This is a genomic window from Cupriavidus sp. 2TAF22 (genome assembly GCF_052115045.1).
GTDB lineage: Bacteria > Pseudomonadota > Gammaproteobacteria > Burkholderiales > Burkholderiaceae > Cupriavidus.
In genome coordinates this window covers 256,403-281,223 of record NZ_JBFRFX010000004.1, presented here as the reverse complement: position 1 = coordinate 281,223, position 24,821 = coordinate 256,403, and the positions used below count along the sequence as shown (strand labels likewise).

The 24,821-nt window shown below is 68.1% G+C and carries 21 protein-coding genes; 15 read left to right on the top strand and 6 right to left on the bottom strand.

Annotated elements, in window-relative coordinates; translation table 11 throughout:
• Positions 1–13: 13 nt before the first annotated feature.
• The 3 genes from argH to AB4Z48_RS07680 all read right to left on the bottom strand — a co-directional run bounded on the left by argH (position 14) and on the right by AB4Z48_RS07680 (position 2,789).
• Positions 14–1,423 (bottom strand): argininosuccinate lyase, encoded by a 1,410-nt coding sequence (gene argH, locus AB4Z48_RS07690; RefSeq protein ID WP_441613304.1) that lies wholly within the window; start codon positions 1,421–1,423, stop codon positions 14–16.
• Between the two features lie 107 nt (positions 1,424–1,530).
• Positions 1,531–2,271, bottom strand: coding sequence for an anti-sigma factor (locus AB4Z48_RS07685; protein WP_441613303.1), 741 nt, complete (start codon positions 2,269–2,271; stop codon positions 1,531–1,533).
• Complete coding sequence (locus AB4Z48_RS07680; RefSeq protein WP_441613326.1) at positions 2,268–2,789, bottom strand: sigma-70 family RNA polymerase sigma factor; 522 nt, start codon at positions 2,787–2,789, stop codon at positions 2,268–2,270. The genes AB4Z48_RS07685 and AB4Z48_RS07680 overlap by 4 nt, the downstream gene beginning before the upstream one ends.
• A 305-nt stretch (positions 2,790–3,094) precedes the next feature.
• On the opposite strand from AB4Z48_RS07680, the gene AB4Z48_RS07675 reads away from it, so the two are divergent.
• A complete protein-coding gene (locus tag AB4Z48_RS07675) occupies positions 3,095–3,721 on the top strand; it encodes a ferritin-like domain-containing protein (RefSeq protein ID WP_441613325.1) in 627 nt (208 codons plus the stop codon).
• A 110-nt stretch (positions 3,722–3,831) separates the two neighbouring features.
• On the opposite strand, the gene ppc is transcribed toward AB4Z48_RS07675, so the two are convergent.
• Complete coding sequence (gene ppc / locus AB4Z48_RS07670; protein WP_441613302.1) at positions 3,832–6,876, bottom strand: phosphoenolpyruvate carboxylase; 3,045 nt, start codon at positions 6,874–6,876, stop codon at positions 3,832–3,834.
• A 71-nt stretch (positions 6,877–6,947) separates the two neighbouring features.
• Here ppc and hemC point away from each other — a divergent pair, with 71 nt between their 5' ends.
• The 3 genes from hemC to AB4Z48_RS07655 are packed head-to-tail and all read left to right on the top strand — an operon-like array spanning position 6,948 to position 11,438.
• Positions 6,948–7,949, top strand: a complete 1,002-nt coding sequence (gene hemC / locus AB4Z48_RS07665; RefSeq protein ID WP_441613301.1) for a hydroxymethylbilane synthase — start codon at positions 6,948–6,950, stop codon at positions 7,947–7,949.
• Between the two features lie 9 nt (positions 7,950–7,958).
• Positions 7,959–10,244, top strand: a complete 2,286-nt coding sequence (gene hemDX / locus AB4Z48_RS07660; RefSeq protein ID WP_441613300.1) for a fused uroporphyrinogen-III synthase HemD/membrane protein HemX — start codon at positions 7,959–7,961, stop codon at positions 10,242–10,244.
• A gap of 3 nt (positions 10,245–10,247) precedes the next feature.
• Positions 10,248–11,438 (top strand): heme biosynthesis protein HemY, encoded by a 1,191-nt coding sequence (locus AB4Z48_RS07655; RefSeq protein ID WP_441613299.1) that lies wholly within the window; start codon positions 10,248–10,250, stop codon positions 11,436–11,438.
• Between the two features lie 64 nt (positions 11,439–11,502).
• Here the strand turns inward: AB4Z48_RS07655 and AB4Z48_RS07650 are convergent, their stop codons facing one another.
• Positions 11,503–13,050, bottom strand: a complete 1,548-nt coding sequence (locus AB4Z48_RS07650; RefSeq protein ID WP_441613298.1) for a cryptochrome/photolyase family protein — start codon at positions 13,048–13,050, stop codon at positions 11,503–11,505.
• A 145-nt stretch (positions 13,051–13,195) separates the two neighbouring features.
• Between AB4Z48_RS07650 and AB4Z48_RS07645 the strand changes: the two genes are divergently transcribed.
• The 7 genes from AB4Z48_RS07645 (at position 13,196) to AB4Z48_RS07615 (ending at position 18,870) form a co-directional block, all read left to right on the top strand.
• Entirely contained in the window at positions 13,196–13,909 is a 714-nt protein-coding gene (locus tag AB4Z48_RS07645; RefSeq protein WP_441613297.1) for a 16S rRNA pseudouridine(516) synthase, read from the top strand.
• A 111-nt stretch (positions 13,910–14,020) separates the two neighbouring features.
• Complete coding sequence (locus tag AB4Z48_RS07640) at positions 14,021–14,593, top strand: YqgE/AlgH family protein (protein WP_035863791.1); 573 nt, start codon at positions 14,021–14,023, stop codon at positions 14,591–14,593.
• On the top strand, positions 14,586–15,023 hold the full coding sequence (gene ruvX / locus AB4Z48_RS07635; protein ID WP_441613296.1) for a Holliday junction resolvase RuvX: 438 nt from the start codon (positions 14,586–14,588) through the stop codon (positions 15,021–15,023). Before AB4Z48_RS07640 ends, ruvX begins: the two co-directional genes overlap by 8 nt.
• The gene (pyrR, locus tag AB4Z48_RS07630; protein ID WP_441613295.1) at positions 15,020–15,547 is read left to right on the top strand and encodes a bifunctional pyr operon transcriptional regulator/uracil phosphoribosyltransferase PyrR; all 528 of its coding nucleotides are present in this window, start codon (positions 15,020–15,022) and stop codon (positions 15,545–15,547) included. Before ruvX ends, pyrR begins: the two co-directional genes overlap by 4 nt.
• 124 nt (positions 15,548–15,671) lie before the next feature.
• The gene (locus tag AB4Z48_RS07625; RefSeq protein WP_441613294.1) at positions 15,672–16,643 is read left to right on the top strand and encodes an aspartate carbamoyltransferase catalytic subunit; all 972 of its coding nucleotides are present in this window, start codon (positions 15,672–15,674) and stop codon (positions 16,641–16,643) included.
• A gap of 64 nt (positions 16,644–16,707) precedes the next feature.
• Positions 16,708–17,982 (top strand): dihydroorotase, encoded by a 1,275-nt coding sequence (locus tag AB4Z48_RS07620; RefSeq protein WP_441613293.1) that lies wholly within the window; start codon positions 16,708–16,710, stop codon positions 17,980–17,982.
• A gap of 21 nt (positions 17,983–18,003) precedes the next feature.
• Complete coding sequence (locus tag AB4Z48_RS07615; RefSeq protein ID WP_441613292.1) at positions 18,004–18,870, top strand: lysophospholipid acyltransferase family protein; 867 nt, start codon at positions 18,004–18,006, stop codon at positions 18,868–18,870.
• 22 nt (positions 18,871–18,892) lie between these two features.
• Here the strand turns inward: AB4Z48_RS07615 and AB4Z48_RS07610 are convergent, their stop codons facing one another.
• Positions 18,893–19,747 carry a symmetrical bis(5'-nucleosyl)-tetraphosphatase gene (locus AB4Z48_RS07610; protein WP_441613291.1) on the bottom strand — a complete coding sequence of 285 codons (855 nt, stop codon included), beginning with the start codon at positions 19,745–19,747 and terminating at the stop codon, positions 18,893–18,895.
• 211 nt (positions 19,748–19,958) lie between these two features.
• Between AB4Z48_RS07610 and rfbB the strand changes: the two genes are divergently transcribed.
• From rfbB to AB4Z48_RS07590, 4 genes are all read left to right on the top strand, one after another.
• A complete protein-coding gene (gene rfbB / locus AB4Z48_RS07605; protein WP_441613290.1) occupies positions 19,959–21,008 on the top strand; it encodes a dTDP-glucose 4,6-dehydratase in 1,050 nt (349 codons plus the stop codon).
• Positions 21,005–21,946, top strand: a complete 942-nt coding sequence (gene rfbD / locus AB4Z48_RS07600) for a dTDP-4-dehydrorhamnose reductase (RefSeq protein ID WP_441613289.1) — start codon at positions 21,005–21,007, stop codon at positions 21,944–21,946. Before rfbB ends, rfbD begins: the two co-directional genes overlap by 4 nt.
• Positions 21,943–22,494: a dTDP-4-dehydrorhamnose 3,5-epimerase gene (gene rfbC / locus AB4Z48_RS07595; protein WP_441613288.1), complete on the top strand. Its 552-nt coding sequence runs from the start codon at positions 21,943–21,945 to the stop codon at positions 22,492–22,494. Before rfbD ends, rfbC begins: the two co-directional genes overlap by 4 nt.
• 68 nt (positions 22,495–22,562) lie before the next feature.
• Positions 22,563–24,482 (top strand): polysaccharide biosynthesis protein, encoded by a 1,920-nt coding sequence (locus AB4Z48_RS07590; RefSeq protein ID WP_441613287.1) that lies wholly within the window; start codon positions 22,563–22,565, stop codon positions 24,480–24,482.
• Positions 24,483–24,821: the final 339 nt, after the last annotated feature.

Here is a 24,821-nt window from a genome sequence, read left to right as displayed (position 1 = left end):
GTGCGGCGCTTGCTCAAAGGGCCGCGCGCGCGGCGGCGATCGCCGCGCGCACCTGCGCCGGCGCGGTGCCGCCGATATGGTTGCGCGCCGCGACCGAGCCTTCCAGCGTCAGCACTGCATGCACGTCGTCGCCGATCAGCGCGGCCTTGTCGCCGAGGCCGGTGGCGTCGCGCAGCTCGGCCACGGTGAGGTCGGCCAGGTCGCAGCGGCGGTCGTCGCAGGCGCGCACGGCGTGGGCCACGGCTTCGTGGGCGTCGCGGAAGGGCAGGCCGCGCTTGACCAGGTAGTCGGCCAGGTCGGTCGCGGTGGCGTAGCCCTGCAGCGCGGCGGCGCGCATGGCTTCGGGCTTGACGGAGATGCCCGGCACCATGTCCGCGAAGATGCGCAGCGTGTCGGCCACGGTATCCACCGTGTCGAACAGCGGCTCCTTGTCTTCCTGGTTGTCCTTGTTGTAGGCCAGCGGCTGGCCCTTCATCAGGGTCAGCAGGCCGACCAGGTGGCCGTTGACGCGGCCGGTCTTGCCGCGCGCCAGTTCGGGCACGTCCGGGTTCTTCTTCTGCGGCATGATCGAGCTGCCGGTGCAGAAGCGGTCGGCGATGTCGATGAAGCCCACGCGCGGGCTCATCCAGATCACCAGTTCTTCCGAGAAGCGCGAGACATGGGTCATCACCAGCGCCGAGGCGGCGCAGAACTCGATGGCGAAGTCACGGTCGGAGACGGCGTCGAGCGAGTTGCGGCACACGCCGTCGAAGCCGAGCTGCTGCGCCACGAACTCGCGGTCGATCGGGTAGCTGGTGCCGGCCAGCGCGGCCGCGCCCAGCGGCAGGCGGTTGACGCGGCGGCGGCAGTCAGCCATGCGCTCGGCGTCGCGCGTGAACATTTCCACGTAAGCCAGCAGGTGATGGCCGAAGGTGACCGGCTGGGCCACCTGCAAGTGGGTGAAGCCCGGCAGGATGGTGTCGGCGTTCTTCTCGGCCAGGTCCAGCAGCGCGCCGCGCAGCGCGCCCAGCAGGCCGATGATGGTGTCGATCTCGCTGCGCAGCCACAGGCGGATGTCGGTGGCCACCTGGTCGTTGCGCGAGCGGCCGGTGTGCAGGCGCTTGCCGGCGTCGCCCACCAGCGCGGTCAGGCGCGCCTCGATGTTCAGGTGGACGTCTTCCAGGTCGAGCTTCCACTCGAAGCTGCCCGCTTCGATCTCGCCGCGGATCTGCGTCATGCCGCGTTCGATCTCGGCGCGGTCGGCCTCGGCGATGATTCCCTGCTTGGCCAGCATGGCGGCGTGCGCGAGCGAACCCTGGATGTCGAACAGCGCCAGGCGCTTGTCGAAGAACACCGAAGCGGTGTAGCGCTTCACCAGGTCGGACATCGGTTCGGAGAAGCGGGCGGACCAGGCTTCGCCTTTCTTGGCAAGTTGGGAGGTCATGGGCGGTAAGGCTGGGTTGGCTCGCAGGCCGGCGGCAGCACCGCGGCGCGAGCGGAAAAATCGGGGAAACAACGATTATATCGCTGCCGCCGCCTTCCCAGCCGGGTCTACAGGGTGTTGTCGATGACCCGGCCCTTGAACACCACGGGCCCGGTCGGCCCGTTGGGGTCCGGCGAGCCGCCGCGCGGCTCCACGCTGATGGCCAGCGCCGGCACCTTGCCGAGCTGCTGGGCGACCGTCAGGCGCAGCTGTCGCTGGTGGCCGAGCACGCCCAGCGATTGCGGCTTGCCGCCCGCCGGCAGCGCCCACAGCTGGAGCGCCTGCGCATCGGTCAGTGCCAGGTGATCCAGGCGACGCAATGTCAGCGCCTGCGAACGTGCGTCCCACGTCACCAACACAGCCGCCTCGGCGCGGTCGTCGTTGAGCACCGCCACGGCGTTGACCAGCGGCGCGGTATCCAGCTCGCGGGCCATCCGCACATTGAGGGCGATGGCGGCCACGGCCAGCGCCCCCGCGGCCAGCGTGGCGCCGCGCCAGAAGCCGGCCGCGCCCCACAGGCGTTGCCACCAGCCGGCGGCGGCCTGGCCCGGCGCTGCCGCGGCTGCGGGAGCCGGCTGCCAGCCCAGGCGCTGCTCGATGCCGCACCAGAGCTTGTCCACCGGCTCGGAGCCTGCCTGCACCTCGGCGATGCCCGCCAGGCGCGCCTGCCACTGGCCGATGGCGGCGCGGATGGCGGGTTCCTGCCGCGCCAGCTGCTCGAAGCGGCGGCGCGCGCCGCCGCGCAGCACGCCCAGCGCGTACTGGGCGGCCAGGCGATCGATCAGGTCGGGGTGGCGGCCGAGGTTCATGACAGGCTTTCCAGGCACGTGCGCAGGCGTTCCAGGCCGCGGCGTATCCATGATTTGATGGTCCCGAGCGGCACCCGCAGCTGCTCGGAAAGTTCGCTATGGCTCATGTCGCGCAGGTAGGCCAGCGCGATGGCCTGCCGCTGGGGCTGTTCCAGCCGCTGCAGGCACCGGTTCAGCGCCTGGGCCTGCTCGCTGGCCAGCGCCAGTTCGGCCGGGCCGGCCGCGTCGTCGGCGAGCCATTCGCCGAGGCTGTCGTCCAGTTCCACGGACTGGCTGGCGCGCGCGGCTGCCTGCCGGCGCAGGCAGTCGAGCGCGCGGTTGCGCACGATGGCTGTCATCCACGTCATCGGGGCGGCCAGGTGCGGCCGGTAGTCGCCGGCGTGATGCCAGATGCTGACAAAACTCTCCTGCACGACATCCTCCGCCCAGTCACGCCTGCTGGTGATACGCAGCGCGAGGCCAAACAGTTTCGTTGCCGTCTGGTCGTAGAGCTGGCGCAGGGCGTGCCGGTCGCCCATGGCCGTGCCCTGCAGCAGCGCGGCGAGCCGGTCGGCGTCGGCCGGCCTGGGGGCGAAGGTGGAATCGTCGGGGGAGGACACCGGGGGCGGAACTCGCAAGTGACGTTGCCGGATTATAGGCACGGCTTGCGCGTTTCATGGGTGCGGCACACCGCCAATCGCCGCATCCCGCTGCATCCGATCGGCAGGGCGCTGCGTAGATGGGTCAGGTGCCCGGGTTGTACCCGCCGCAGCCCGAGCGGGCGCGCGGCAGAACGAGCAGGGCACCACCTACCCCCAAGAGACAGGAGAAGACCATGGAACGCATGCAGTCGAAGCCCGGGCAGGCGTCGCGCCTTGCCGGCGAGGACACGCAGGACCGCATCCTTGTGGCACCGGATGCGCGCCGGCGCGGCCTGCTCAAAGTGCCCGGGCTGTTCGCGCTGGGCTCGCTGGCGGTGATGAGCCTGGGCGAGTCGATGCCGGCATGGGCGCAGGCCCAGTCCGGCAGCACCAAGGACGATATCGCCATCCTCAACGTTGCCCTCGGGCTGGAATACCAGGCCATCGCCGCCTATCAGGTGGGCGCCGAGAGCGGCCTGCTGCAAAAGCCGCTGCTGGACACCGCGGTGCGCTTCCAGACGCACCACAAGGCCCATGCGCAGGTGCTGGCAAGCACGGTGTCCAAGCTGGGCGGCAGTCCCGTCATGACCAAGAAGCCGGGCGAATACGGCTTCCCCGCCGACCAGCTCAAGACCCAGGCGGATGTGCTGCGCTTCGCCGCGGGACTGGAGAAGGGCGCCACCGCGGCTTACCTGGGCGTGCTGCCGAATTTCCACAACCGCGAGCTGACCAAGGCCGCCGGCAGCATCCTGGGCGACGAAGCCATGCATTGGGCGGTGCTGCTGTCCGCGCTCGGCGAAGACCCGGTCCCCGGCGCCTTCGTCGGCTGAGCGCCTCCCTCTGCGCCGTCCGGCCTGCGGGCCGGGCGGGTTTCCGCCGCCATGGTCAACCACCATGGCGGCTTTTTTACGCCGGCATGCGGCCGCCGGCGCCTGCTGCCTCAGCCGCTGTTGCGCAGTCCCGCCGCCACCCCGTTGATGGTGAGGTGGATGCCGCGGCGCACGCGGATGTCGTCGCCGTCCTTGCCCGAGCGGTAGCGCTTGAGCAGCTCCACCTGCAAGTGGTTGAGCGGGTCGAGGTAGGCGAAGCGGTTCTTGATCGAACGCGCCAGCAGCGGGTTGTCGGCCAGGCGTTCCTGGCGCCCGGTGATCAGCGCCAGCATCTCGCTGGTCAGGTGCCACTCCGCGCTGATGCGCGAGAACACGGTCTTGCGCAGCGCCGCGTCCTCGCACAGCCCGGCGTAGCGCGATGCCACCGCCAGGTCGGTCTTGGCCAGCACCATGTCCATATTGGACAGCAGCGTGGAGAAGAACGGCCAGTTCCTGACCATGCGGCGCAGGGTGGCTTCGACCGCCTTGCGGGCCTTGTCGTCCGGCGCCGCGTCCAGCACCGCCTTGACCGCGCTGCCGAAGCCGTACCAGCCCGGCAGCAGCAGCCGGCACTGGCCCCACGAGAAGCCCCAGGGAATCGCGCGCAGGTCTTCGATGCGGCGGTGCTTCTTGTCCATCAGCTTGCGCGAGGCCGGTCGCGAACCGAGGTTCAGGTCGGCGATCTCGGTGATCGGCGTGGTGGCGAAGAAGTAGTCCTTGAAGCCCGGCGTGTCGTAGACCAGGTGGCGGTAGGAGGAGAAGGCGCGGTCCGAGAGCTGCTGCATCATCGCCTCGAACGCGGCCAGCTCCTTCGGCGCGTTCTGCGTGGGCAGCAGCGAGGCCTCCAGCGTGGCGGCGATCACCGTCTCCAGGTTGCGCCGGCCGATCTCGGCGTTGGCGAACTTGCTGTTGATGATCTCGCCCTGTTCGGTCAGGCGGATCTGCCCGTTGACCGTGCCCGGCGGCTGCGACAGGATGGCCTGGTAGGTCGGGCCGCCGCCGCGCCCGACGGTGCCGCCGCGCCCGTGGAACAGGCGCAGCTTGACGCGGCGCTGCTCGAACAGCTGCACCAGCGCCAGCTCGGCCTTGTACAGTTCCCAGTTCGAGGTCAGGAAGCCGCCGTCCTTGTTGGAGTCCGAGTAGCCCAGCATGACCTCCTGCTCGCCGCCGTGGTGGGCGATCACCGAGGCGAAGCCCGGCAGCTCCAGCAGCGACTGCATGATGCCGGCGGCGTTGCGCAAGTCCTCGATGGTCTCGAACAGCGGGATCACCATCAGCTCCATGCGGGCCGGATCGGCCTTGCTGCCCAGCGTGCCGCGCAGCATGCCGGCTTCCTTCTGCAGCAGCATCACCTCGACCAGGTCGGAGAGCGTCTCGGTGTGCGAGATGATGTAGTTGCGCGCCACGCGCGCGCCGTAGCGTGCCCGCAGCTTGCGCGCCATCTCCAGGATGGCCAGTTCGCTGCGGGTCTGCTCGGAATAGGTGTGCCACGGCAGGGTCAGCAGGCGCGGCTGGCGCAGCTCGGCCAGCAGCAGCTCCAGCTTGCGCGGCTCCGGCAGGCTGGCGTAGTCGGCCTCCACGCCGGCGGCGGCGAACAGCTCCGCGATGACCGCCTCGTGCACGTCGGAGACCTGGCGCATGTCGATCGACGCCAGGTGGAAGCCGAACACGGCGATGGCCTTGGCCAGCGCATCGACGCGGGTGCGCGCCAGCGCCGCGCCGTGGTGGGCGCGCAGCGAGTCGATCACCACCTGTACATCGGCGCCGAACGACTGCGCATCGGCATAAGGCGCGGCGTCGGCCACCGCATGGCGCGGCGCGGCCTGCCCGGTCACCGCCAGGCAGGTTGCCGCCAGGCGCGCGTAGATGCCGATCAGGGCGCGGCGATAGGGCTCGTCGGCGCGGTGGTCGGAGTGGTCGGGCGAGGCTTCGGCCAGGGCCAGCAACTCGGGGCTGGCCTCCACCATCAGGCTCGACATCGACAGCTCGGCGCCGAGCGCGTGCACCTCGTCCAGGTACCACTCGAGGATCAGCGACGATTGCTTGCTGGCGGCCTGCTCCAGCGTATCCGCGGTGACGTTGGGATTGCCGTCGCGGTCGCCGCCGATCCACGAGCCCATCTGGAAGAAGGGCGCGAGCTGCGTGCCGCCGGCGGCCGGCGCGCCCTTGTTCTTGCGCGAGGCGGGGAACACCGCGGCGATGTCCTCCTCCAGCTCGCTCATCAGTTGCGGGATGYCGTGCAGGAAGCAGGTGCGGTAGTAAGAGAGCGCGTTCTCGATCTCGTCCACCACCATCAGGCGCGTGTTGCGCAGCATGCGGGTCTGCCACAGCGTGGTGACGCGCGCGCGCAGCAGTGCGGTGTTGTGGTCGCGCTCGCGCGCGGTCATGGGCAGGTCGCGCTCGGCCAGCAGGCGCGCGATCTCGCGCTCGGCGTCCAGGATGCTCTTGCGCTGCACCTCGGTGGGGTGGGCGGTGAGCACCGGCACGATCAGCGCTTCGTCGAAGAACTTGCGCAACGTCTTGCCGGTCACGCCGGCGGCGTCGATCGCCTCCAGCGCGCGCGCCAGGCTGCCCGGCTGCGGCGGCGAGCCCGCCAGCGCGTRCACGCGGCGGCGGCGGTTGTGGTGCTGGTCCTCGGCGATATTGGCCAGGTGCGAGAAATAGCTGAAGGCGCGCACCACCCAGTTGGTCTGGTCGCGCGACAGGCGCTTGAGCAGGCGGTCCAGCTCCGCGCCGGCGGCGCGGTCGTTCTCGCGGCGAAAGCGCACCGCGGTCTGGCGGATGGTCTCGACCAGCTCGAAGGCGGCTTCGCCTTCTTGCTCGCGCACGCACTCGCCCAGCAGGCGGCCCAGGAAGCGGATGTCCTCGCGCAGCGGCAGGTCCTTGTCGCTGGCGCGGCGCGCCGGCGCGCCGGCCAGCGGGATGGCGGCAGCCGCGGGCGCTGCGGCCCGCGTGCTTGCCCGGCCTTTTGCCCGGGCTGTCTTGGCGGCTTTGGTGGCGGGCGCGTCGGGGGTGCTTGCGGGAGCCGGGGCCAGGGCCAGGGCGGCGTCGGGGGCGTCAGCCCGGGCGGCGGTGGGCTTGCGCCGGCCGGCAGGGCGCGCAGCTTGCTGCGTCATGCAATCTCCTGTTGTCTCATATCTCTTATTCGTGGCCTGGAGTGGCTTGGGGTGCGTGCTAACATGCGCGGATGCAAGCATCCGTCCCCCCGACTCCTTCCAGCGGCTCGCCGCGCAAGCTCGTCATCGCCTCCCGCGAGAGCCGTCTGGCCATGTGGCAGGCCGAGCATGTGCGTGCTGCGTTGCAACAATACTATCCCGCGTGCGATGTGTCCATCCTCGGCATGACGACGCGCGGAGACCAGATTCTAGACCGTACGCTGTCGAAAGTCGGCGGCAAAGGGCTGTTCGTCAAGGAGCTGGAGATCGCGATGGCCGAGGGCCGCGCCGATCTCGCCGTGCACTCGCTCAAGGATGTGCCGATGGAGCTACCCGAGGGTTTCCTGCTCGCCGCCGTGATGGAGCGCGAGGACCCGCGCGACGCGCTGGTCTCGAGCCAGTTCGGCTCGCTCGACGAGATGCCCGCCGGCACCGTGGTGGGCACCTCCAGCCTGCGTCGCGAAGCCGCCCTGCGCACGCGCTACCCGCACCTGGAGATCCGTCCGCTGCGGGGCAATCTCGATACCCGCCTGGGCAAGCTGGACCGCGGCGACTACGCCGCCATCATCCTGGCCGCGGCCGGGCTCAAGCGCCTGGGCCTGGCCAGCCGCATCCGCGCCGTGCTGGATCCCGTCAGTTCGCTGCCGGCCGCGGGGCAGGGCGCGCTGGGCATCGAGATTCCCGCTGGCCGCCCTGAACTGGCCGCCTGGATCGCCCCGCTCAACCATGCGCTGAGTGCGCTGGCCGTGACCGCCGAGCGCGCCGTGTCGCGCATGCTGGGCGGCTCGTGCCAGGTGCCCTTGGCCGCGCATGCGCAGTGGGACGGCACCCGGTTGAGCATCGACGCCTTCGTGGCGCTACCGGACGGCACGCGCGGCGTGCGCGCCAGCTCGGCGGCCGTCGTGGCGGGTGCCGACGCAGCCGCCCAGGCCGAGGCGCTCGGCAAGGCCGTCGCGCAGGACTTGCTGGACCAGGGCGCAGCGGGGATCCTGGCTGCGCTGGCCGATCCGGCTTCTCCGCAAGCCCCCGCCTGAGGCCGGCCCATGCCCCGCCCGACCGTCGTTGTGACACGACCCGCCGGGCAGTCCCGGCAGCTGACCGAGGCGCTCTCGGCAGCCGGCCTGGACGTGCTCGGCTTTCCCCTGCTGGCGATCGGTCCCGCGGCCGACGAAGGCCCCCTGCGCGCCGCGCTGGCGCGGCTGGCGGACTTTGCGCTGGTGGTCTTCGTCAGCCCCAATGCGGTGGCCTTTGCACTCGACGCGCTGGCCCAGGTGCAGGACAAGCCCGCGCCGCAGTGGCCGCCATCCGTGCCGCTCGCGCTGGTGGGGCCCGCCAGCGTGGGTGCCCTGGCCGAGCGCGGGATCGCCTCGCCCGACTACCGGGTGATCGCGCCGGCGGGCAGCCATGCGCATGAAGCGGATGGCGCCAACGGGGGCGCAGACAGCAACGACATTCCCGATAGCGCGGATAGCATCGACAACGGCGATGCGCGCTTCGATTCCGAGGCCCTTTGGCAGCAGATCGAAAGCCGGCTTGGCATGCAGACGCTGGCCGGGCGCCAGGTCCTGATCATCCGCGGCAACGGCGGGCGCGACTGGCTGGCCGAGCGCCTGCGTGGCGCCGGCGCAGAGGTGAGCGCAGTCGAGGCTTACCAGCGCTCCGTGCCGACGCCCGGCAGCATGCAATGGCAAGCCGTGCGCGATGGCCTGAAGCCGGGTGCATCCCCGCAGGCGTGGCTGCTGACCAGCTCCGAAGCGGTGCGCAATCTCGACCGCATGGCCCGCGAGGCACTTAGCCCGCAGGAGCTGGCCGGCCTGCGCCAGGTGCAGTGCATTGCCCCCCATGCGAGAATCGCCGAACAGGCCGCCGCACTGGGCTTCGCCCATGTGCGGCGCGCCGCACCGGGCGACGGAGGGCTGCTCGCCGCGTGCCGCCGGTGGGCCCAGGCGCACGCCGGACCACCGGCGCCGATGCCGGCGGCGCCCCCGCTGGCCGTGGCCACGGCTGCGGTGGTGCCGGGGCCCGGGGCAACAGTGGCATTCGCGGCATCCGCGGCGTCTGCGGCGTCTGCCGCGGCAGCGGCGCCGGCCGCACCAGCCGCGCTGCCGACACCGGCGGCGCCCGAGCCCGGGCAAGACAATCGATCACCCGCAACATCGTCATCAACGTCAACGAAGGCCGATCGCGTGACGCAAGAACATACCGCTCCTCCCGCCGCCAGCCCGCCGTCCGCGGCCCCGGTGATGCCCGTCCGCGGCGCGTCGCGTTTCAATCCGTGGTGGCTGCTGCTCGCGCTGCTGATCCTCGCCATCGGCGGGGGCTTCTGGTGGCTGCAGCACCGTGTCGAGCACCTGACCCAGGAGCTGGCGCGGCGCCAGCAGAACAACGATGCGCTGGTGCAGGAGACGCGCGTGCTGTCGCGCAATGCGCAGGACACCGTCAAGGAACTGCAGGCCAAGGTCGGCGCGCTCGACGGCCAGGTCGGCGAGGCGCGCGACAAGCAATCCGCGCTGGAACAGGTCTACCAGGACCTGATGCGCAACCGCGACGACTGGGAGATCGCCGAGATCCAGCAGTTGCTCACCAACGCGGGCCAGCAGCTCCAGCTGACCGGCAATGTGCAGGTGGCGCTGGCCGCGCTGCAAAGTGCCGACACGCGCCTGGCGCGTACCGACAAGCCGCAGTACAACCTGCTGCGGCGGGCCATCGCGCGCGATGTCGCGCGCATGAAGGCGGTGCCCGATACCGACCTGACCGGCGCCGCCATCAAGCTCGACGAGGCCATCAACCAGATCGACGTGTTGCCGCTGCTGTCGAGCGAGCGCATGCTCGAGCGCAGCGAAGCCGATGCGCGCAAGGCCGACATCAAGGCTGACGTCAAGGCCGATCCCAGGACGGAGAAGGGCGCCACCGGCGCCAGGAACGGCGCGCGCGCCGATGCCGCGCCCCAGGCGGGCAACGCCATCGTCAACTGGTTCGGCGGGCTGTGGGGCAGCGTGCGCGACGAGCTGATGCAGGTCATCCGCATCCGCCGCGTCGACGATGCGCAGGCGCTGCTGCTGACCGGCGACCAGGGCTGGTTCCTGCGCGAGAACGTCAAGCTGCGCCTGCTCAATGCGCGCCTCGCGCTGCTGTCGCGCAACGAGCCGGTGTTCCGCAACGACCTGGCTGCCGCGCAAGCCATGATCGGCCGCTACTTCGATACCAAGTCGCGCCGCGTGCAGGCGGTGCTGACGCTGCTCAAGCAGGCCCAGGCCGGCGCCGTGTCAGTCCAGCTGCCGACCATGGCGGAAAGCCTCGGCGCGCTGCAGGCGCTCAAGAAGGAGTAGCGCATGCGGCTTCTGTTCTGGGTGGCGATCCTTTTTGGCGGCGCGGTCGGGCTGGCGCTGTTTACGCAATTCAATCAAAGCAACGTGGTGCTGTTCTACCCGCCGTACCGGGTCGAACTCTCGCTGAACCTGGCGCTGGCCCTGCTGCTGCTGGCGTTCTTCGTGGTCTGGACCATCCTCACCACCGTGCGGCATCTGTCGGAAATGCCGGGCCGCGCGGCGGCCTATCGCGAGCGCAGCCGCATGAACCGCGCGCAGGCCGCGTTGCGCGAGGCGATCGAGAACCTGTTCGCCGGCCGCTTCGCCCGGGCCGAGCGCACCGCGCGCGAAGCCCAGGCCTGGCCCGACCAGGCCCAGACCGCGGCGCTGATCGGTGCGCGCGCCGCCCACCGCATGCAGGAGATGGAGCGCCGCGACGCCTGGATGGCACAGGTCACCGGCGCCGAGCGCGAACAGGCGCGGCTGGTGTCGATGGCCGAGATGCTGGTCGACGCCCGCGACGCGGAAGGCGCGCTCGACACCATCGCGCAGCTGCAATCGCAGGGCTCCCGCCAGATCCACGTGCAGCGTATCGCGCTGCGCGCCCACCAGCACCTGAAGAACTGGTCCGAAGTGCTGCGCCTGGCGCGCTCGCTGGAAAAGCGCAATGCCCTGCATCCCGTGCTGGCGCTGCGCCTCAAGCAACTGGCCTGCGAGGCCCTGCTGGAAGAATGCCGCCACGACAGCGAGGCACTGCATGACCTGTGGCGCTCGCTGTCCTCCGACGAGCGCCGTGCCGCGCGCATCGCCGAGCCAGCCGCGCGCTACTTCGCGGCGCTGGGACGCCAGGACGAGGCGCGCAAGATCGTGGAAGACGCGCTCAAGGTCAACTGGGACAGCCGCCTGGTGCTGCGCTATGCCGAATGCGCCGAACCCGGCCACGCGCTGCCGCAGATCCAGCAGGCCGAGAAATGGCTGGCGCAGCATCCTGTCGATGCCGACCTGTATTTCGCGCTGGGCACGCTGTGCCTGGGCGAGAAGCTATGGGGCAAGGCCCAGTCGAGCTTCGAGCGGGCGCTCAAGTATGCCGACGACGAATCACAGCGCAGGCTGCGGGTGCGCGCGCACCTGGCGCTGGGCCGCCTCTACGAGGAGACCGAGCGGCCCGAGGAAGCGCAGAAGCACTATCGGGAAAGCGCCATGCTGGCAGCGTGAAGGCTGGCGCCGCGGGCTGCAAGGCGCGCGGTGCCGTGCGCCGGCGAACCTCATCGGGCGAACCTCATTCCTCCCCGCCCTGACCGGATTCCGTCCGGTTCTCCTTCACCACCGCATACCGCGCCAGCGTTTCCTTGCGTGCCACATCGTGCTGCACGAGCGGGCGTGGATAGTCCTCGCCGAGCGTCACCCCGGCGCCCGCCAGGACATCGTCGGGTGCCGTCCAGGGTGCGTGGATGTACTTGTCGGGCAGGCGCGCCAGTTGCGGCAGGTACTTGCGGATGAAGCGCCCCTGCGGGTCGAACTTCTCCGACTGCGTCACCGGATTGAAGATGCGGAAATACGGCTGCGCATCGCAGCCGGTGGAGGCGGCCCATTGCCAGCCGCCGTTGTTGGCGGAGAAATCGAAATCGTTGAGCTGGTCGGCGAAATACTGCTCGCCGCGCCGCCAGTCCACGCCCAGGTCCTTGACCAGGAAGCTGGCCACCACCATGCGCAGGCGGTTGTGCATATAGCCGCTCTGACGGATCTGCAGCATGGCCGCATCCACCAGCGGGTAGCCGGTGCGGGCGTCGCGCCAAGCCTCGAAGTAGCGCTCGCCGGTGGCGCCGGCCGCCCAGCGGATGGCATCGTAGGCCGGATGGAAGGCATGCCCGGCGGCCACGCGCGGATGGTGATGCAGGATCATGAAATAGAAATCGCGCCAGATCAGCTCGGACAGCCAGGTGGCTGCGCCCGCGCTGTCGGCGCCGCCGCGCAGCGTGGCGGCGTGTGCGGCGCGGGCCAGCGTGCGGATCGACAGCGTGCCGAAGCGCAGGTGCACAGACAGGTAGCTCGGGCCGCGCAGGGCGGGAAAGTCGCGCCGCCGCGCGTAGTCGCCCATGCGTTCGCAGAACTCCTCGAACAGGGCGTGGGCGCCTTCGCTCCCCGTCGGCATGGCGATCTCGGCCAGGTTGGACGGCGCGAAGCCCAGCGCCTGCAGCGTGGGCAACGCCCGCGCATGGGCCTTGGGCACCGGGGCGAGCGCCGAAAGCCAAGGCTCGACCGGATAGGGCCGCAGGTCGAACGGCAGCAGCGCCTTGAGCCAGGCGTTCTTGTACGGTGTGAACACCGAGAACGGCTTGCCCTGGCCGGTCAGGATCTCGTCGCGCTCGAAGATCACCTGGTCCTTGAAGGTGAAGAAGACGCGGGACGCATCGGCCAGGGCTTGCCTGACATGGGTGTCGCGAGCCTGCGCGGCGGGTTCGTAGTCGTGGTTGACGAAGACGGCCTGGGCATCCAGTTCGGCGGCCAGCGCGGGGATCGCCGCGCGCGCCGTGGCATTGAGCACGATCAAGCCGCCGCCGGCTGCCTTCAGGGTGGCCTCCAGCGAGGCCAGCGAGGCCAGGATGAACGCCACCCGGCGGTCGGCGGCCAGGCCGCGCGCGAGCAGCGGATCGAGGATCTCGCGGTCGAATACGAACACGCACCACACCCGGCGGCAGTGCTTGAGGGCATAATGCAGCGCCGCGTGATCGTCGGCGCGCAGGTCGCGCCGGAACCAGACCAGGCCGCGCTCGAACTGCCTGTCGATCCGGTAGGGCTGGCGCGCGCCGGCAGGGGAGAGGGGCAAGATCGGACGCTCCGCGGGATGAAGCCTGCTACCCTACCATACGGATGCGTGCAGGCGGCCGAGGCGCCGCATTGCCGCAATGCGCTGTGACGGACGCGTCCGAATTTCCAGTTTTCCAAGATTTCCAGATAGCAAGAAGCAAGACATGGCCACCACACTCGACCGCATCCTCCAATCGCAAGGCTTCGGCACCCGCCGCTACTGCGGCGACCTGATCGGCGCTGGCCTGGTCGAAGTCGACGGCGTGTTGTGCGAGGACCCGCGCGCGCAGTTCGAGGTCGAAGGGCTGCGCCTGACCGTGGACGGCGAGGCGTGGATCGGCCACGCCAAGGCCTACCTGATGCTCAACAAGCCGGTCGGCTACGAGTGCTCGCAGCGCCCGCGCCACCATCCCAGCGTCTACAACCTGCTGCCGGTGCCGCTGCGCCAGCGCGAGGTGCAGGCGGTGGGCCGGCTGGACCAGGACACCACCGGGCTGCTGCTGCTGTCGGACGACGGCCAGTTCATCCACGCGCAGACCTCGCCCAAGAAAAAGGTGCCCAAGGTCTATGAGGTGACGACGGCCGAGCCGGTCACGCAGGCCCAGGTCGACGCGCTGGTGGCCGGCGTGCAGCTGGAAGACGAACCCGCGCCGATCGCCGCGGTGGCTTGCGAGGCCACCGGCGAGCGCAGCCTGCGCCTGACGCTGTCGGAGGGCAAGTACCACCAGGTCAAGCGCATGGTGGTCGCGGCCGGCAACCACGTGGACGCGCTGCACCGCAGCGCCATCGGCGGGCTGGTGCTGGAAGCGGCGCTGGCGCTGGGCGAATGGCGCTGGCTGACGCCGGACGACCTGGCCGCGCTGAAGCGCATGGAATAGGGTGCGCGCGGCGACGCGCACCGGGGACCGGAGCGGAAGCGCCGGCATGCTGCGATGCGGCATGGGCGAATCTTTTCCGGACGGACGGCTTTGATTTGATAAAATGCAGGGATGGCGACGCTGGAAGCCCCAATCAATCTCACCAATCAGTTCCTGATTGCCATGCCCGGCATGGCAGACCCGACCTTTTCGGGTTCCGTCGTCTACTTGTGCGAGCACAACGACCGCGGCGCGCTGGGCCTGGTGATCAATCGGCCTATCGACATCGATATGGCCACGCTGTTCGACAAGATCGACCTCAAGCTCGAGATCCAGCCGGTGGCGCAGCAGCCCGTGTACTTCGGCGGGCCGGTGCAGACCGAGCGTGGCTTCGTGCTGCATGATCCGGTCGGCATCTACGTCTCTTCGCTGGCGGTGCCTGGCGGACTCGAGATGACCACCTCCAAGGACGTGCTGGAAGCCGTGGCCAACGGCAGCGGCCCGCATCGCTTCCTGCTCACGCTGGGCTATGCCGGCTGGGGCGCGGGGCAGCTCGAGGAGGAGCTCAGCCGCAACGGCTGGCTGACAGTCCAGGCTGACCCCGAGATCATCTTCAGCGTGCCTCCCGAAGAGCGCTTCGCCGCCGCCATCCGCCTGCTGGGCATCGACTTCACCATGCTCTCGGGCGAGGCCGGGCATGCCTGAGGGCGCAGCGGCGCACGTGCCGCGCCCGCTGCCCACCGACGGCACCGTCCTGGCATTCGATTACGGCGAAAAGAAGATCGGCGTCGCGCTTGGCAATTTCATCACGCGCGAGGCGCGGCCCCTCACCATCCTGCCCAATCCCACCGTGGAAGCCCGCTTCGAGGCGGTGACGGCGCTGATCAAGGAATGGGCGCCGGTCCAGCTGGTGGTGGGCATGCCCATCAAGCCGGATGGCGGCGAGCAGCCTTCCATGCGCCTTGCGCGCCGCTTTGGCAACCAGCTCAACGGCCGCTTCGGCTTGCCGGTGGAATGGGTGGACGAGCGCTACACCTCGCGGCTGGCCCAGATGGCCGGTTATCGCCCGGGCGAGCTCGACGCGGAAGCCGCCCGCCTTATCCTGCAACAGTACTTCGACCAGCATCCCCTATGACCCAGACTTCCTCTCCAGACGCCGAGGCGCTCTACCGAACGCTGCGTGACCAGGTGCAGGCAGCGCTGCCTGCGGCCGAGCGCGCGCAATGGTCGGTGGCCGGCATTTATTCCGGTGGCGCCTGGATTGCCGAGCGGCTGGCCGCCGACCTGCAACTGGCCGGCCACGGGGTCATCAACGTCGCCTTTCACCGCGACGACTATGCCAAGAAGGGCCTGCACAGCCAGGCCCAGCCCACCACGCTGCCGTTCGACGTGCAGGACCGCAAGATCCTGCTGATCGACGACGTGCTCGCCACCGGCCGCACCATCCGCGCCGCCGTCAACGAACTGTTCGACTACGGCCGCCCGGCCCGCGTGGCGCTGGCGGTGCTGGCGGACCGCGGCGGGCGCGAACTGCCGGCCGCCGCCGATTTCGTCGCCGCGCATATCGAGCTGCCGCCCGGCACCACGCTGGTGCTGTCGCACCAGGGCGCCGGCGCCGACATGCGCTTCGCCTTCGCCGTCGAGGCCACCGGCAACTGAGGCCGCCCGCTGCCGGGCTGGCGCGCGGGGATCCACCCCGGCACGCCAGCCTGGCTTGCAAGCTCAGCAACACAAGTCCGCTCCAGACCAGCCAATCGCCGCCGCCCGGCCCTCTCCAACTGCCATGATCAAGACGTTCCGCAACCCGCAACTGACCAAGAACGGCGAGCTCAAGCACCTGCTGTCGATCGAAGGCCTGTCGCGCGAGATGATCGCGCACATCCTCGACACCGCCAGCCAGTTCGTCTCGCTGTCCGACTCCGACCGCGACGTGAAGAAGGTGCCGTTGCTACGCGGCAAAAGCGTGTTCAACCTGTTCTTCGAGAACTCCACGCGCACCCGCACCACCTTCGAGATCGCCGCCAAGCGGCTCTCGGCGGACGTGCTCAACCTGAACATCAACGCCTCGTCCACCAGCAAGGGCGAGTCGCTGCTCGACACCATCAACAACCTGTCGGCGATGTCGGCCGACATGTTCGTGGTGCGCCATGCCAGCTCCGGCGCGCCCTACCTGATCGCCGAGCATGTCGCGCCGCATGTCCACGTGATCAACGCCGGCGACGGCCGCCACGCGCACCCCACGCAGGGGCTGCTCGACATGTACACGATCCGCCATTACAAGCAGGACTTCACCAAGCTCACGGTGGCCATCGTGGGCGACATCCTGCACTCGCGCGTGGCGCGCTCCGACATCCACGCGCTGACCACGCTGGGCGTGCCCGAAGTGCGCGCCATCGGCCCGCGCACGCTGCTGCCGTCCGGACTGGAACAGATGGGCGTGCGCGTCTTCCATAACATGGAAGAAGGGATGAAGGGCGTCGACGTGGTGATCATGCTGCGCCTGCAGAACGAGCGCATGAGCGGCGCGCTGCTGCCGTCGGCGCAGGAATACTTCAAGGCCTATGGCCTGACGCCCGAGCGGCTGGCGCTGGCCAGGCCCGACGCCATCGTGATGCACCCGGGTCCGATGAACCGCGGCGTGGAGATCGACTCCGCCGTGGCCGACGGCCCGCAATCCGTGATCCTCAACCAGGTGACCTTCGGCATCGCCGTGCGCATGGCGGTGATGGGGATCGTGGCCGGAAACCACGACTGAATCGCGCCGTAGCCGCACCATTGCGTCCCAGCCAGAACAACCGAAACAAGCCAAGCGACACGATATGAAGATCCACATCAAGGGCGGCCGCCTGATCGACCCGGCCGCGAACATCGATGCGCAGCAAGACCTTTACATCGCCGCCGGCAAGGTCGTCGGCGTCGGCAGCGCGCCGGCGGACTTCCATGCCAACAAGACCATCGACGCCAGCGGGCTGGTCGTCTGCCCGGGCCTGGTCGACCTGTCCGCGCGCCTGCGCGAGCCCGGCTACGAATACAAGGCCACGCTGGAGTCCGAAGTGGCCGCCGCCACCGCCGGCGGCGTGACCAGCCTGGTCTGCCCGCCCGACACCGACCCGGTGCTCGACGAGCCCGGCCTGGTGGAAATGCTCAAGTTCCGCGCGCGCACGCTCAACCAGACCCACGTCTATCCGCTCGGCGCGCTCACGCTCGGCCTCAAGGGCACGACCCTGACCGAGATGTCGCAGCTCACCGAAGCTGGCTGCATCGGCTTCTCGCAGGCCGAGGCCCCGATCCACAACACCCAGGTGCTGCTGCGCGCGCTGCAATACGCGCAGACCTTCGGCTTCACGGTGTGGCTGCGCCCCGAGGACCCCTACCTTGGCGGCGGCGTGGCCGCCAGCGGCGCGGTGGCGTCGCGCCTGGGGCTGTCCGGCGTCTCGGTGATCGCCGAAACCGTGCGCCTGCACACCATCTTCGAACTGATGCGCAGCACCGGCGTGCGCGTGCACCTGTGCCGCCTGTCGTCCGCCGCCGGTATCGAACTGGTGCGCCAGGCCAAGCGCGAAGGCCTCGCCGTCACCTGCGACGTCAATATCCATCACGTCTCGCTGACCGACATGGACATCGGCTACTTCAACTCGCAGATGCGCTTCTCGCCGCCGCTGCGCAGCGGCCGTGACCGCGACGCCATCATCGCCGGCCTGGCCGACGGCACCATCGATGCCCTGTGCTCCGACCACACCCCGGTGGACGACGACGAAAAGCTGCTGCCCTTCGCCGAAGCCTCGCCCGGCGCCACCGGCCTCGAACTGCTGCTGCCGCTGACGCTGCGCTGGGCCGCGGAACACAAGGTCCCCCTGGCCAAGGCGCTCGCCCGCATCACCGCCGAACCCGCCCGCGTGCTCGGCCTGCCGGCCGGCACCCTGACCAGCGGCAGCACCGCGGATATCTGCATCTTCCATCCCGAACAGGAATGGAAGGTCGAGCGGCGCGCGCTCAAGAGCCAGGGCAAGAACTCGCCATGGCTCGGCTATGACATGCGCGGCCGCGTACGCACCACGCTGGTCAGCGGCCACGTGGTCTACGAACTGCACTGACGTCATGCCGGAGAGCCTTGCATGATCTGGCTGCGCAAGACCGCGCTCATCCTGCACCTGCTGCGCGGCCTGCTCACGTGCGCGCTGCTGTTCCCGTGGCTGGGCACCGAATCGCGTCAATGGCATATCCGGCGCTGGTCGCGCCGGCTGCTGCGCATCTGCGGGATCACGGTCGAAGTGCAAGGGCTCAAGCCGGGAGAAGCGCCGCCGCGCGGCGCCATGGTGGTGTCCAACCATATTTCCTGGCTCGACATCTACGTCATCAACACCTGGCAGCCGGTGCGCTTCGTCGCAAAATCAGAGATCCGTGACTGGCCCGTGATTGGCTGGCTGTGCGCCCAGACCGGCACCATCTTCATCGAACGGGCCCGCAAGCGTGACGCACACCGCGTTTTGCACGCCATCACCGACGTGATGCTGCAGGGCGACCTGGTATGCGTGTTCCCGGAAGGCACCACCACCGACGGCACCAGCGTGCTGCCGTTCCACGCCAACCTGATGCAGGCGCCGATTTCGGGCGGGCTGCCGGTGCAACCGGTCGGGCTGGCTTACCTGGACACCGCCACCGGGCAGCCCACCCTGGCACCGGCGTATATCGGGGACCTGAGCTTGCTCGATACGCTCGATGCGGTGCTGCGGGCGAGGCCGATCACGGCACGGCTGTGCTTTGCTCCGGCCATCGCCGCGGCCAGTGCCAGCCGGCGGGAGCTGGCGCAGGCGGCGTGGGAGGTGGTGGGGCATCTGAGCCAGGGGGCGCAGCACCATGCGCTGGAGGTGGTGGGGCGGGTCAATGGCGGCGTGACTCCGCCTGCCACCGACCTTCCCGGCCTTCCCGGCCTTCCCGAACTCACGGACGAAGGCACGCCCGCGCCAGCCACCTCGCAGTAGGCGGCAAGCCGCCCGGATGGCATTACGCCAGAGGGTCGCAATACTGCGGGCACTCGACCTGCACCAAGGTCCGCTCGGCCGGATCCGCCGCCAGCCGCGCGGCCGTCAGCTTGCCGCCCCAGACGCAGCCCGTATCCAGCGCCATCAGGTTCGGCCGCATTACCAGCCCGAGGGTCGACCAGTGCCCGCACACCACGGTGGTGCCCTCCGTCCGGCGGCCGGGGATGTCGAACCAGGGCATGTAACCCGCCGGCGAGCCGCCCGGGCCTTCCTTGGTCTTGAGGTCCATCACGCCGTCCGTACGACAGAAGCGCAGGCGGGTGAGGGCGTTGACAACGACCCGGTGGCGGTCGATGCCGCGCAGGCTGTCGTCCCAGTGGTCCGCGGCGTTGCCGAAAACATCGGCCAGGAAGGTTTTCCAGTCGGGGCCCTGCAGCTCGCGCTCGACTTCCCGGGCCAGCTCCATGGTCTGGTCGGCGCTCCACTGGGGTAGCACGCCGGCGTGGACCAGGAGAAAGCCGTTTTCATGGATGGCCATCGGGCGGTGGCGCAGCCATGTGATTAATTCATCGCAATCCGGCGCGCCAAGAAGATCGTCCAGCGTATCGCTGCGCCCGCGCTTGCGCACGCCCGCGGCCACCGCCAGGAAATGGATGTCGTGGTTGCCGAGGACGGATTCGGCGCGGGCGCCGAGTTCGCGCACGGTGCGCAGGGTACGCAGCGAGGCGGGGCCGCGGTTGATGAGGTCGCCGACAAAGCGCAGGGCGCTGTCCTGGGGCAGGCGAGCGACCAGTTCGTCCAGCGAACCGGCACAGCCCTGGAGGTCGCCGATGGCGAAATGATGTTTTTGGGTCACAAATAGGGGCCGGTTAAGCATTGCGCCAGGTCTTCACCCGGTTGGCATTTGGTGGCACGGATACGTTACAACACGCTACAAAAAAAAGGGGGAGCATCTCAAGCAGGGGGGGTCTGTCGGATAGAATACCGCCACTTCTGCAAATACTTAACATGACGCCGCCCGTTTCGGGCCCGGCGGAGACTTGGCATTCGCCGTGTTCTCGAATATCAGATAGCAGGGAGCCCTGGTCTTGTCCCAAATACTTGTCACTGGTGGCGCCGGTTTCATCGGTGCCAATTTCGTTCTTGACTGGCTGCGCGATGACAGCGCGGACGCGGTTGTCAACGTGGACAAGCTGACGTATGCGGGCAACCTGGAATCCCTGGCATCGCTGCAGGGCAATAGCCGCCACACCTTCTCCCGCACCGACGTCTGCGACCGGGCGGCGCTGGACCGGCTCTTCGACAGGCACCGGCCCCGCGCCGTGATCCACTTTGCCGCCGAAAGCCACGTCGACCGCTCGATCGAAGGACCGGGCGCATTCATCCAGACCAATGTTGTCGGCACGTTCACCTTGCTGGAGGCCGCGCGCGCCTATTGGCAAAGCCTTCCGGTCCCGGAGCGCGAGGCTTTCCGCTTCCTGCACGTCTCCACGGACGAGGTATTCGGTTCCCTGAAAGATAGTGATCCTGCCTTCACGGAGACCACGGCCTACACTCCGAATAGTCCGTATTCGGCATCCAAGGCCGGTGCTGACCACCTGGTGCGGGCTTATCACCATACCTATGGCTTGCCGGTCCTGACCACGAACGGTTCAAATAGCTATGGCCCCTATCACTTTCCCGAGAAGCTGATCCCGCTGGTCATTACCCGGGCCCTGGCTGGCGAGCCGTTACCGGTCTACGGCGACGGACTTAACGTAAGGGACTGGCTCTACATTGCGGATCATTGCGCTGCTATCCGCGCGGTGCTGGCCCATGGGCGGCCTGGGGAGACCTACAACGTCGGGAGCGGAAACGAGAAGGCCAACCTCGACGTGGTCGGGGCCCTGTGCGATCTCCTCGACGAACTGCGGCCGAAGGCCAGCGGTTCCTATCGCAGCCAGATCACCTTCGTTGCCGACCGTCCCGGCCACGACCGGCGCTATGCGGTCGATTCGCACAAGCTCCGGACAGAACTAGGCTGGATCTGCGAGGAGACCTTCGAGTCGGGACTGCGCAAGACGGTTCAGTGGTATCTGGACAATCCGCAGTGGATCGAGCGCATGACCTCCGGAGAGTATCGGAAGGCGCGAGAATGACCGATGTGCGCAATAATCCATCTCACGTGCCGACGCTTCTTGTAACAGGAAGCAACGGCCAGGTGGGGTTCGAATTGCGGCGTGCCCTGATGCCACTCGGGCGCGTGATCGCGCTCGACCGCGCTGCCTGCGACCTGGCGCGTGCCGACAGTATCCGCCATGCCGTGCAGGAATATCGCCCCGACGTCATCGTCAATGCCGCGGCCTGCACTAGCATGGATAAGGCCGAAGTCGACGCGGAGGGCGCATTTGCCGTGAATGCCACCGCCGTCGGTATTCTTGCCGAGGAAGCGAAGCGGCTCGGCAGCCTCTTCGTGCACTATTCAACGGATTGTGTTTTCGATGGGCGGCAAGACGTTCCTTATACGGAAACGGATGCGGTGAATCCCATTTCCGTCTATGGGCGGAGTAAGCTGGCAGGGGAGCAGGCCATCGCAGACGTGGAGCCAGCCGCACTTGTTTTGCGAACAAGCTGGGTGGCTGGCGCGCACGGCCGCAATTTTGCCAAGACCATGCTGCGCTTCGGCCGCGAACAGGCCTCGATCCGAGTGATCCGGGACCGTTTCGGCGCACCCACGGGCGCCGCCCTGATTGCCGACGTGACGGCGCAGATCGTGGCGCGGCAATGGCTGTTCGGCGACCGGCAGGCGTTCCCGCACGGTATCTACCATCTTGCCGCGGCGGGTGAAACCAGTCCTTATGGCTATGCCAGCGAAGTGCTGCAGTATGCGGCGGACAAAGGTCTGGCGCTGAAGACCGGCCCCGCGCAGCTGCAGGCGATTCCAGCAAGCGAATACCCGTTGCCGGCGGCCCGGCTGGCCAGCGCCCGGCTCGATACCGGCAAGCTGCGCGCTACCTTCGGCATTCATTTGCCGGACTGGCGCGAAGGCGTGCATCACCTGCTCGATCAGATCCTGCCGGAGGTGGGCCAGCCATGAACCTGAAAGCGACGCCTACGGCCCTGCCGGAAGTGCTGATACTTGAACCGAGGGTGTTTGCCGACGATCGCGGGCATTTTTTCGAAAGCTTCAATGCGCGCGAGTTCGAAAATGCAACGGGTTTTAGCGGTGTTTTTGTGCAGGATAATCACAGCCTGTCGGCAAGAAATGTGATTCGTGGCCTGCATTACCAGATCGGGCGCCCGCAAGGAAAACTGGTCCGGGTTGTGGCGGGGGAAATTTTCGACGTGGCGGTGGATCTGCGGCGTCAGTCGCCGCGCTTCGGGCAATGGGTAGGAATGACGCTGTCACGAAGGAGCGGCCAGCAATTGTGGGTCCCACCGGGTTTTGCGCACGGCTTCCTGGTTTTATCGGACACGGCGGAAGTGATTTATAAGACAACAGAATACTGGAGCCAGAGCCATGAACGGACCATCGCGTGGGACGAACCGCAGTTGGGCATTTCCTGGCCTCTCGAGGGGCGGCCGATTCTGTCGGAGAAGGATCGCCACGGCGCTCTCCTTGCCGAGGCGGATGTCTTTGCCTGAAGCCAGCGCGGCCACAGTGCCGGCGCGTGTGCCGGCAGTCCGTTGTGACGACTAATTCAAGAACAATCATGCTGCTCAAGAAAATCTCGGAGATGTCGCGTCAGAAGAAGATTCTGCTGATGCTGGTGCTCGATTTCTTTTTACTGCCGCTGTCGCTCTGGTCGGCGGTCGGATTGCGCACGGATCATTGGCAGGTCAGCTCGCAATACCCCATCGGCCTGTACTTCGTCACCTCCCTCGTTGCGATTCCGGTCTTTATCAAGCTGGGCTTGTACCGGTCGGTGGTGCGGTATATGGAGGACCGGGCCATTCTGACCATCGTGGCCGCAGTCACCATTTCGATCGGTATATTCGGGTCGCTGATTTTCTTCCTGGGCCTGTCCAACGTGCCGCGCGGGGCATTGCTGATCTACTGGCTGCTTGCCATCGTCTATATCGTCTGCAGTCGGTTCTTCGTGCGGGCGGCGTTCAGGATGCTGCCATCGTTCGGGCACCAGGGGCAGAAGGTCGTGATCTATGGCGCCGGCGACGCCGGCCGGCAGCTTGCCGTCGCGCTGGGCGTCGGCACGGAGTACGAGCCCGTGGCGTTCGTTGACGACGACGTGGCCAAGCGCGGGCTGAGCATCGCCGGGATCAAGGTCCACGGCGCGGACGAACTGCCGGCGCTGGTCAGGCGGCTCGCGGTCCAGCAGGTGCTGATCGCCATCCCGTCGGCATCGCGCAGCAGGCGTATCGAGATCGTCAACGCGCTCGAGCCGCTGGCTGTCGAGGTGCGCGCCGTGCCCGGCATGGCCGAGATGGTTTCCGGCGAGGTGCGCCTGGACGACGTGCGCGAGGTCGAGATCGACGAATTGCTGGGGCGCGACGTGGTGGCGCCCAACAAGAAGCTGTTGATGGGCAATATCGACGGCAAGAGCGTCATGGTGACCGGCGCGGGCGGCTCCATCGGTTCCGAGCTCTGCCGGCAGATCATCAAGAACAATCCGTTGCGGCTGGTCCTGTATGAGCAGTCCGAGTTTGCCTTGTACGCGCTCGAATACGAGTTGCAGCAGACCATCCTGGCGAAGGGGCTGTCGATCGAACTGGTGCCGGTGCTCGGCTCGGTGCAGAACGGCGAGCGGGTGTACGGGATCATGTCCCGCTACGGCGTGCAGACGATCTACCATGCGGCGGCCTACAAGCACGTGCCGATCGTCGAGTTCAACATGACCGAGGGCATCCTGAACAACACCGTTGGCACGCGGGTCACGGCGGAGGCGGCGATCCGTGCCAACGTCGAAGCGTTCGTGCTGATCTCGACCGACAAGGCGGTGCGCCCGACCAATGTCATGGGGGCAAGCAAGCGCATGGCCGAGCTCTGCCTGCAGGCCTTTGCGCAGGAGCCGCACGTGCGCACCCGCTTCAGCATCGTCCGCTTCGGCAACGTGCTCGGGTCGAGCGGGTCGGTGGTGCCGCTGTTCCGGACGCAGATCGCGAGCGGCGGTCCGGTGACCGTCACCCACCCGGACATCATCCGTTATTTCATGACGATCCCGGAGGCGGCCCAGCTTGTTATCCAGGCCGGCGCGATGGGGGGCGACGGCGAGGTATTCGTGCTCGATATGGGCCAGCCGGTGAAAATCGTCGACCTGGCCCGTCGCATGATTCACCTGAGCGGATTCCAGGTGCGCGACGAAAACAATCCGGATGGGGATATCGAGATTGAATTTACCGGCCTGCGCCCGGGCGAGAAGCTTTACGAGGAACTGCTGATCGGCGACGCCGTCAGCGGCACGGGCCATCCGCGCATCATGAAAGCGGACGAGTCCTGCCTGAGCCGCGAGAAACTCGACGAAGAAATGCGCAGCCTTATCGCGGCCTGCGATTGCAACGACTGCGAGGCGATCCGCACCATTCTCCTCGAATGCGTATCGGGTTTCCGTCCCGACCGCGACATCAAGGACCACCTGCATGAAGAGCCGGCACCCCGTATCCGCCTGCTGCGCTAAGGCCGGAACGTTGATCCGGCCGCAAGGCGCAGGCATGCGCGGGCGGGCGCACCCCGTGTGCCGGCAACGCCGCGCCACGGCGCCATTTCGTTTCGGAGCACTGAAACTATGGCAAAATGCCGGGAGTTTTTGTCCTGTGCCAGCCATTGGGCAAGTGGGCAAGAGACGGAGGCAGGACGCAGTCTTGCGTCCCGTCGCAATCGCTCGCGCCGCCTTCCCCCTCGTCTTCCTCACCTGGCCCGCAGATTCCTGCATGCCAGGCTGCAACGCCCCAATCGTGTCATGAGCCGTCAATGCCCGATTGCGCATCGGAAGATGCCTGTATTTAGAAATGTGAAG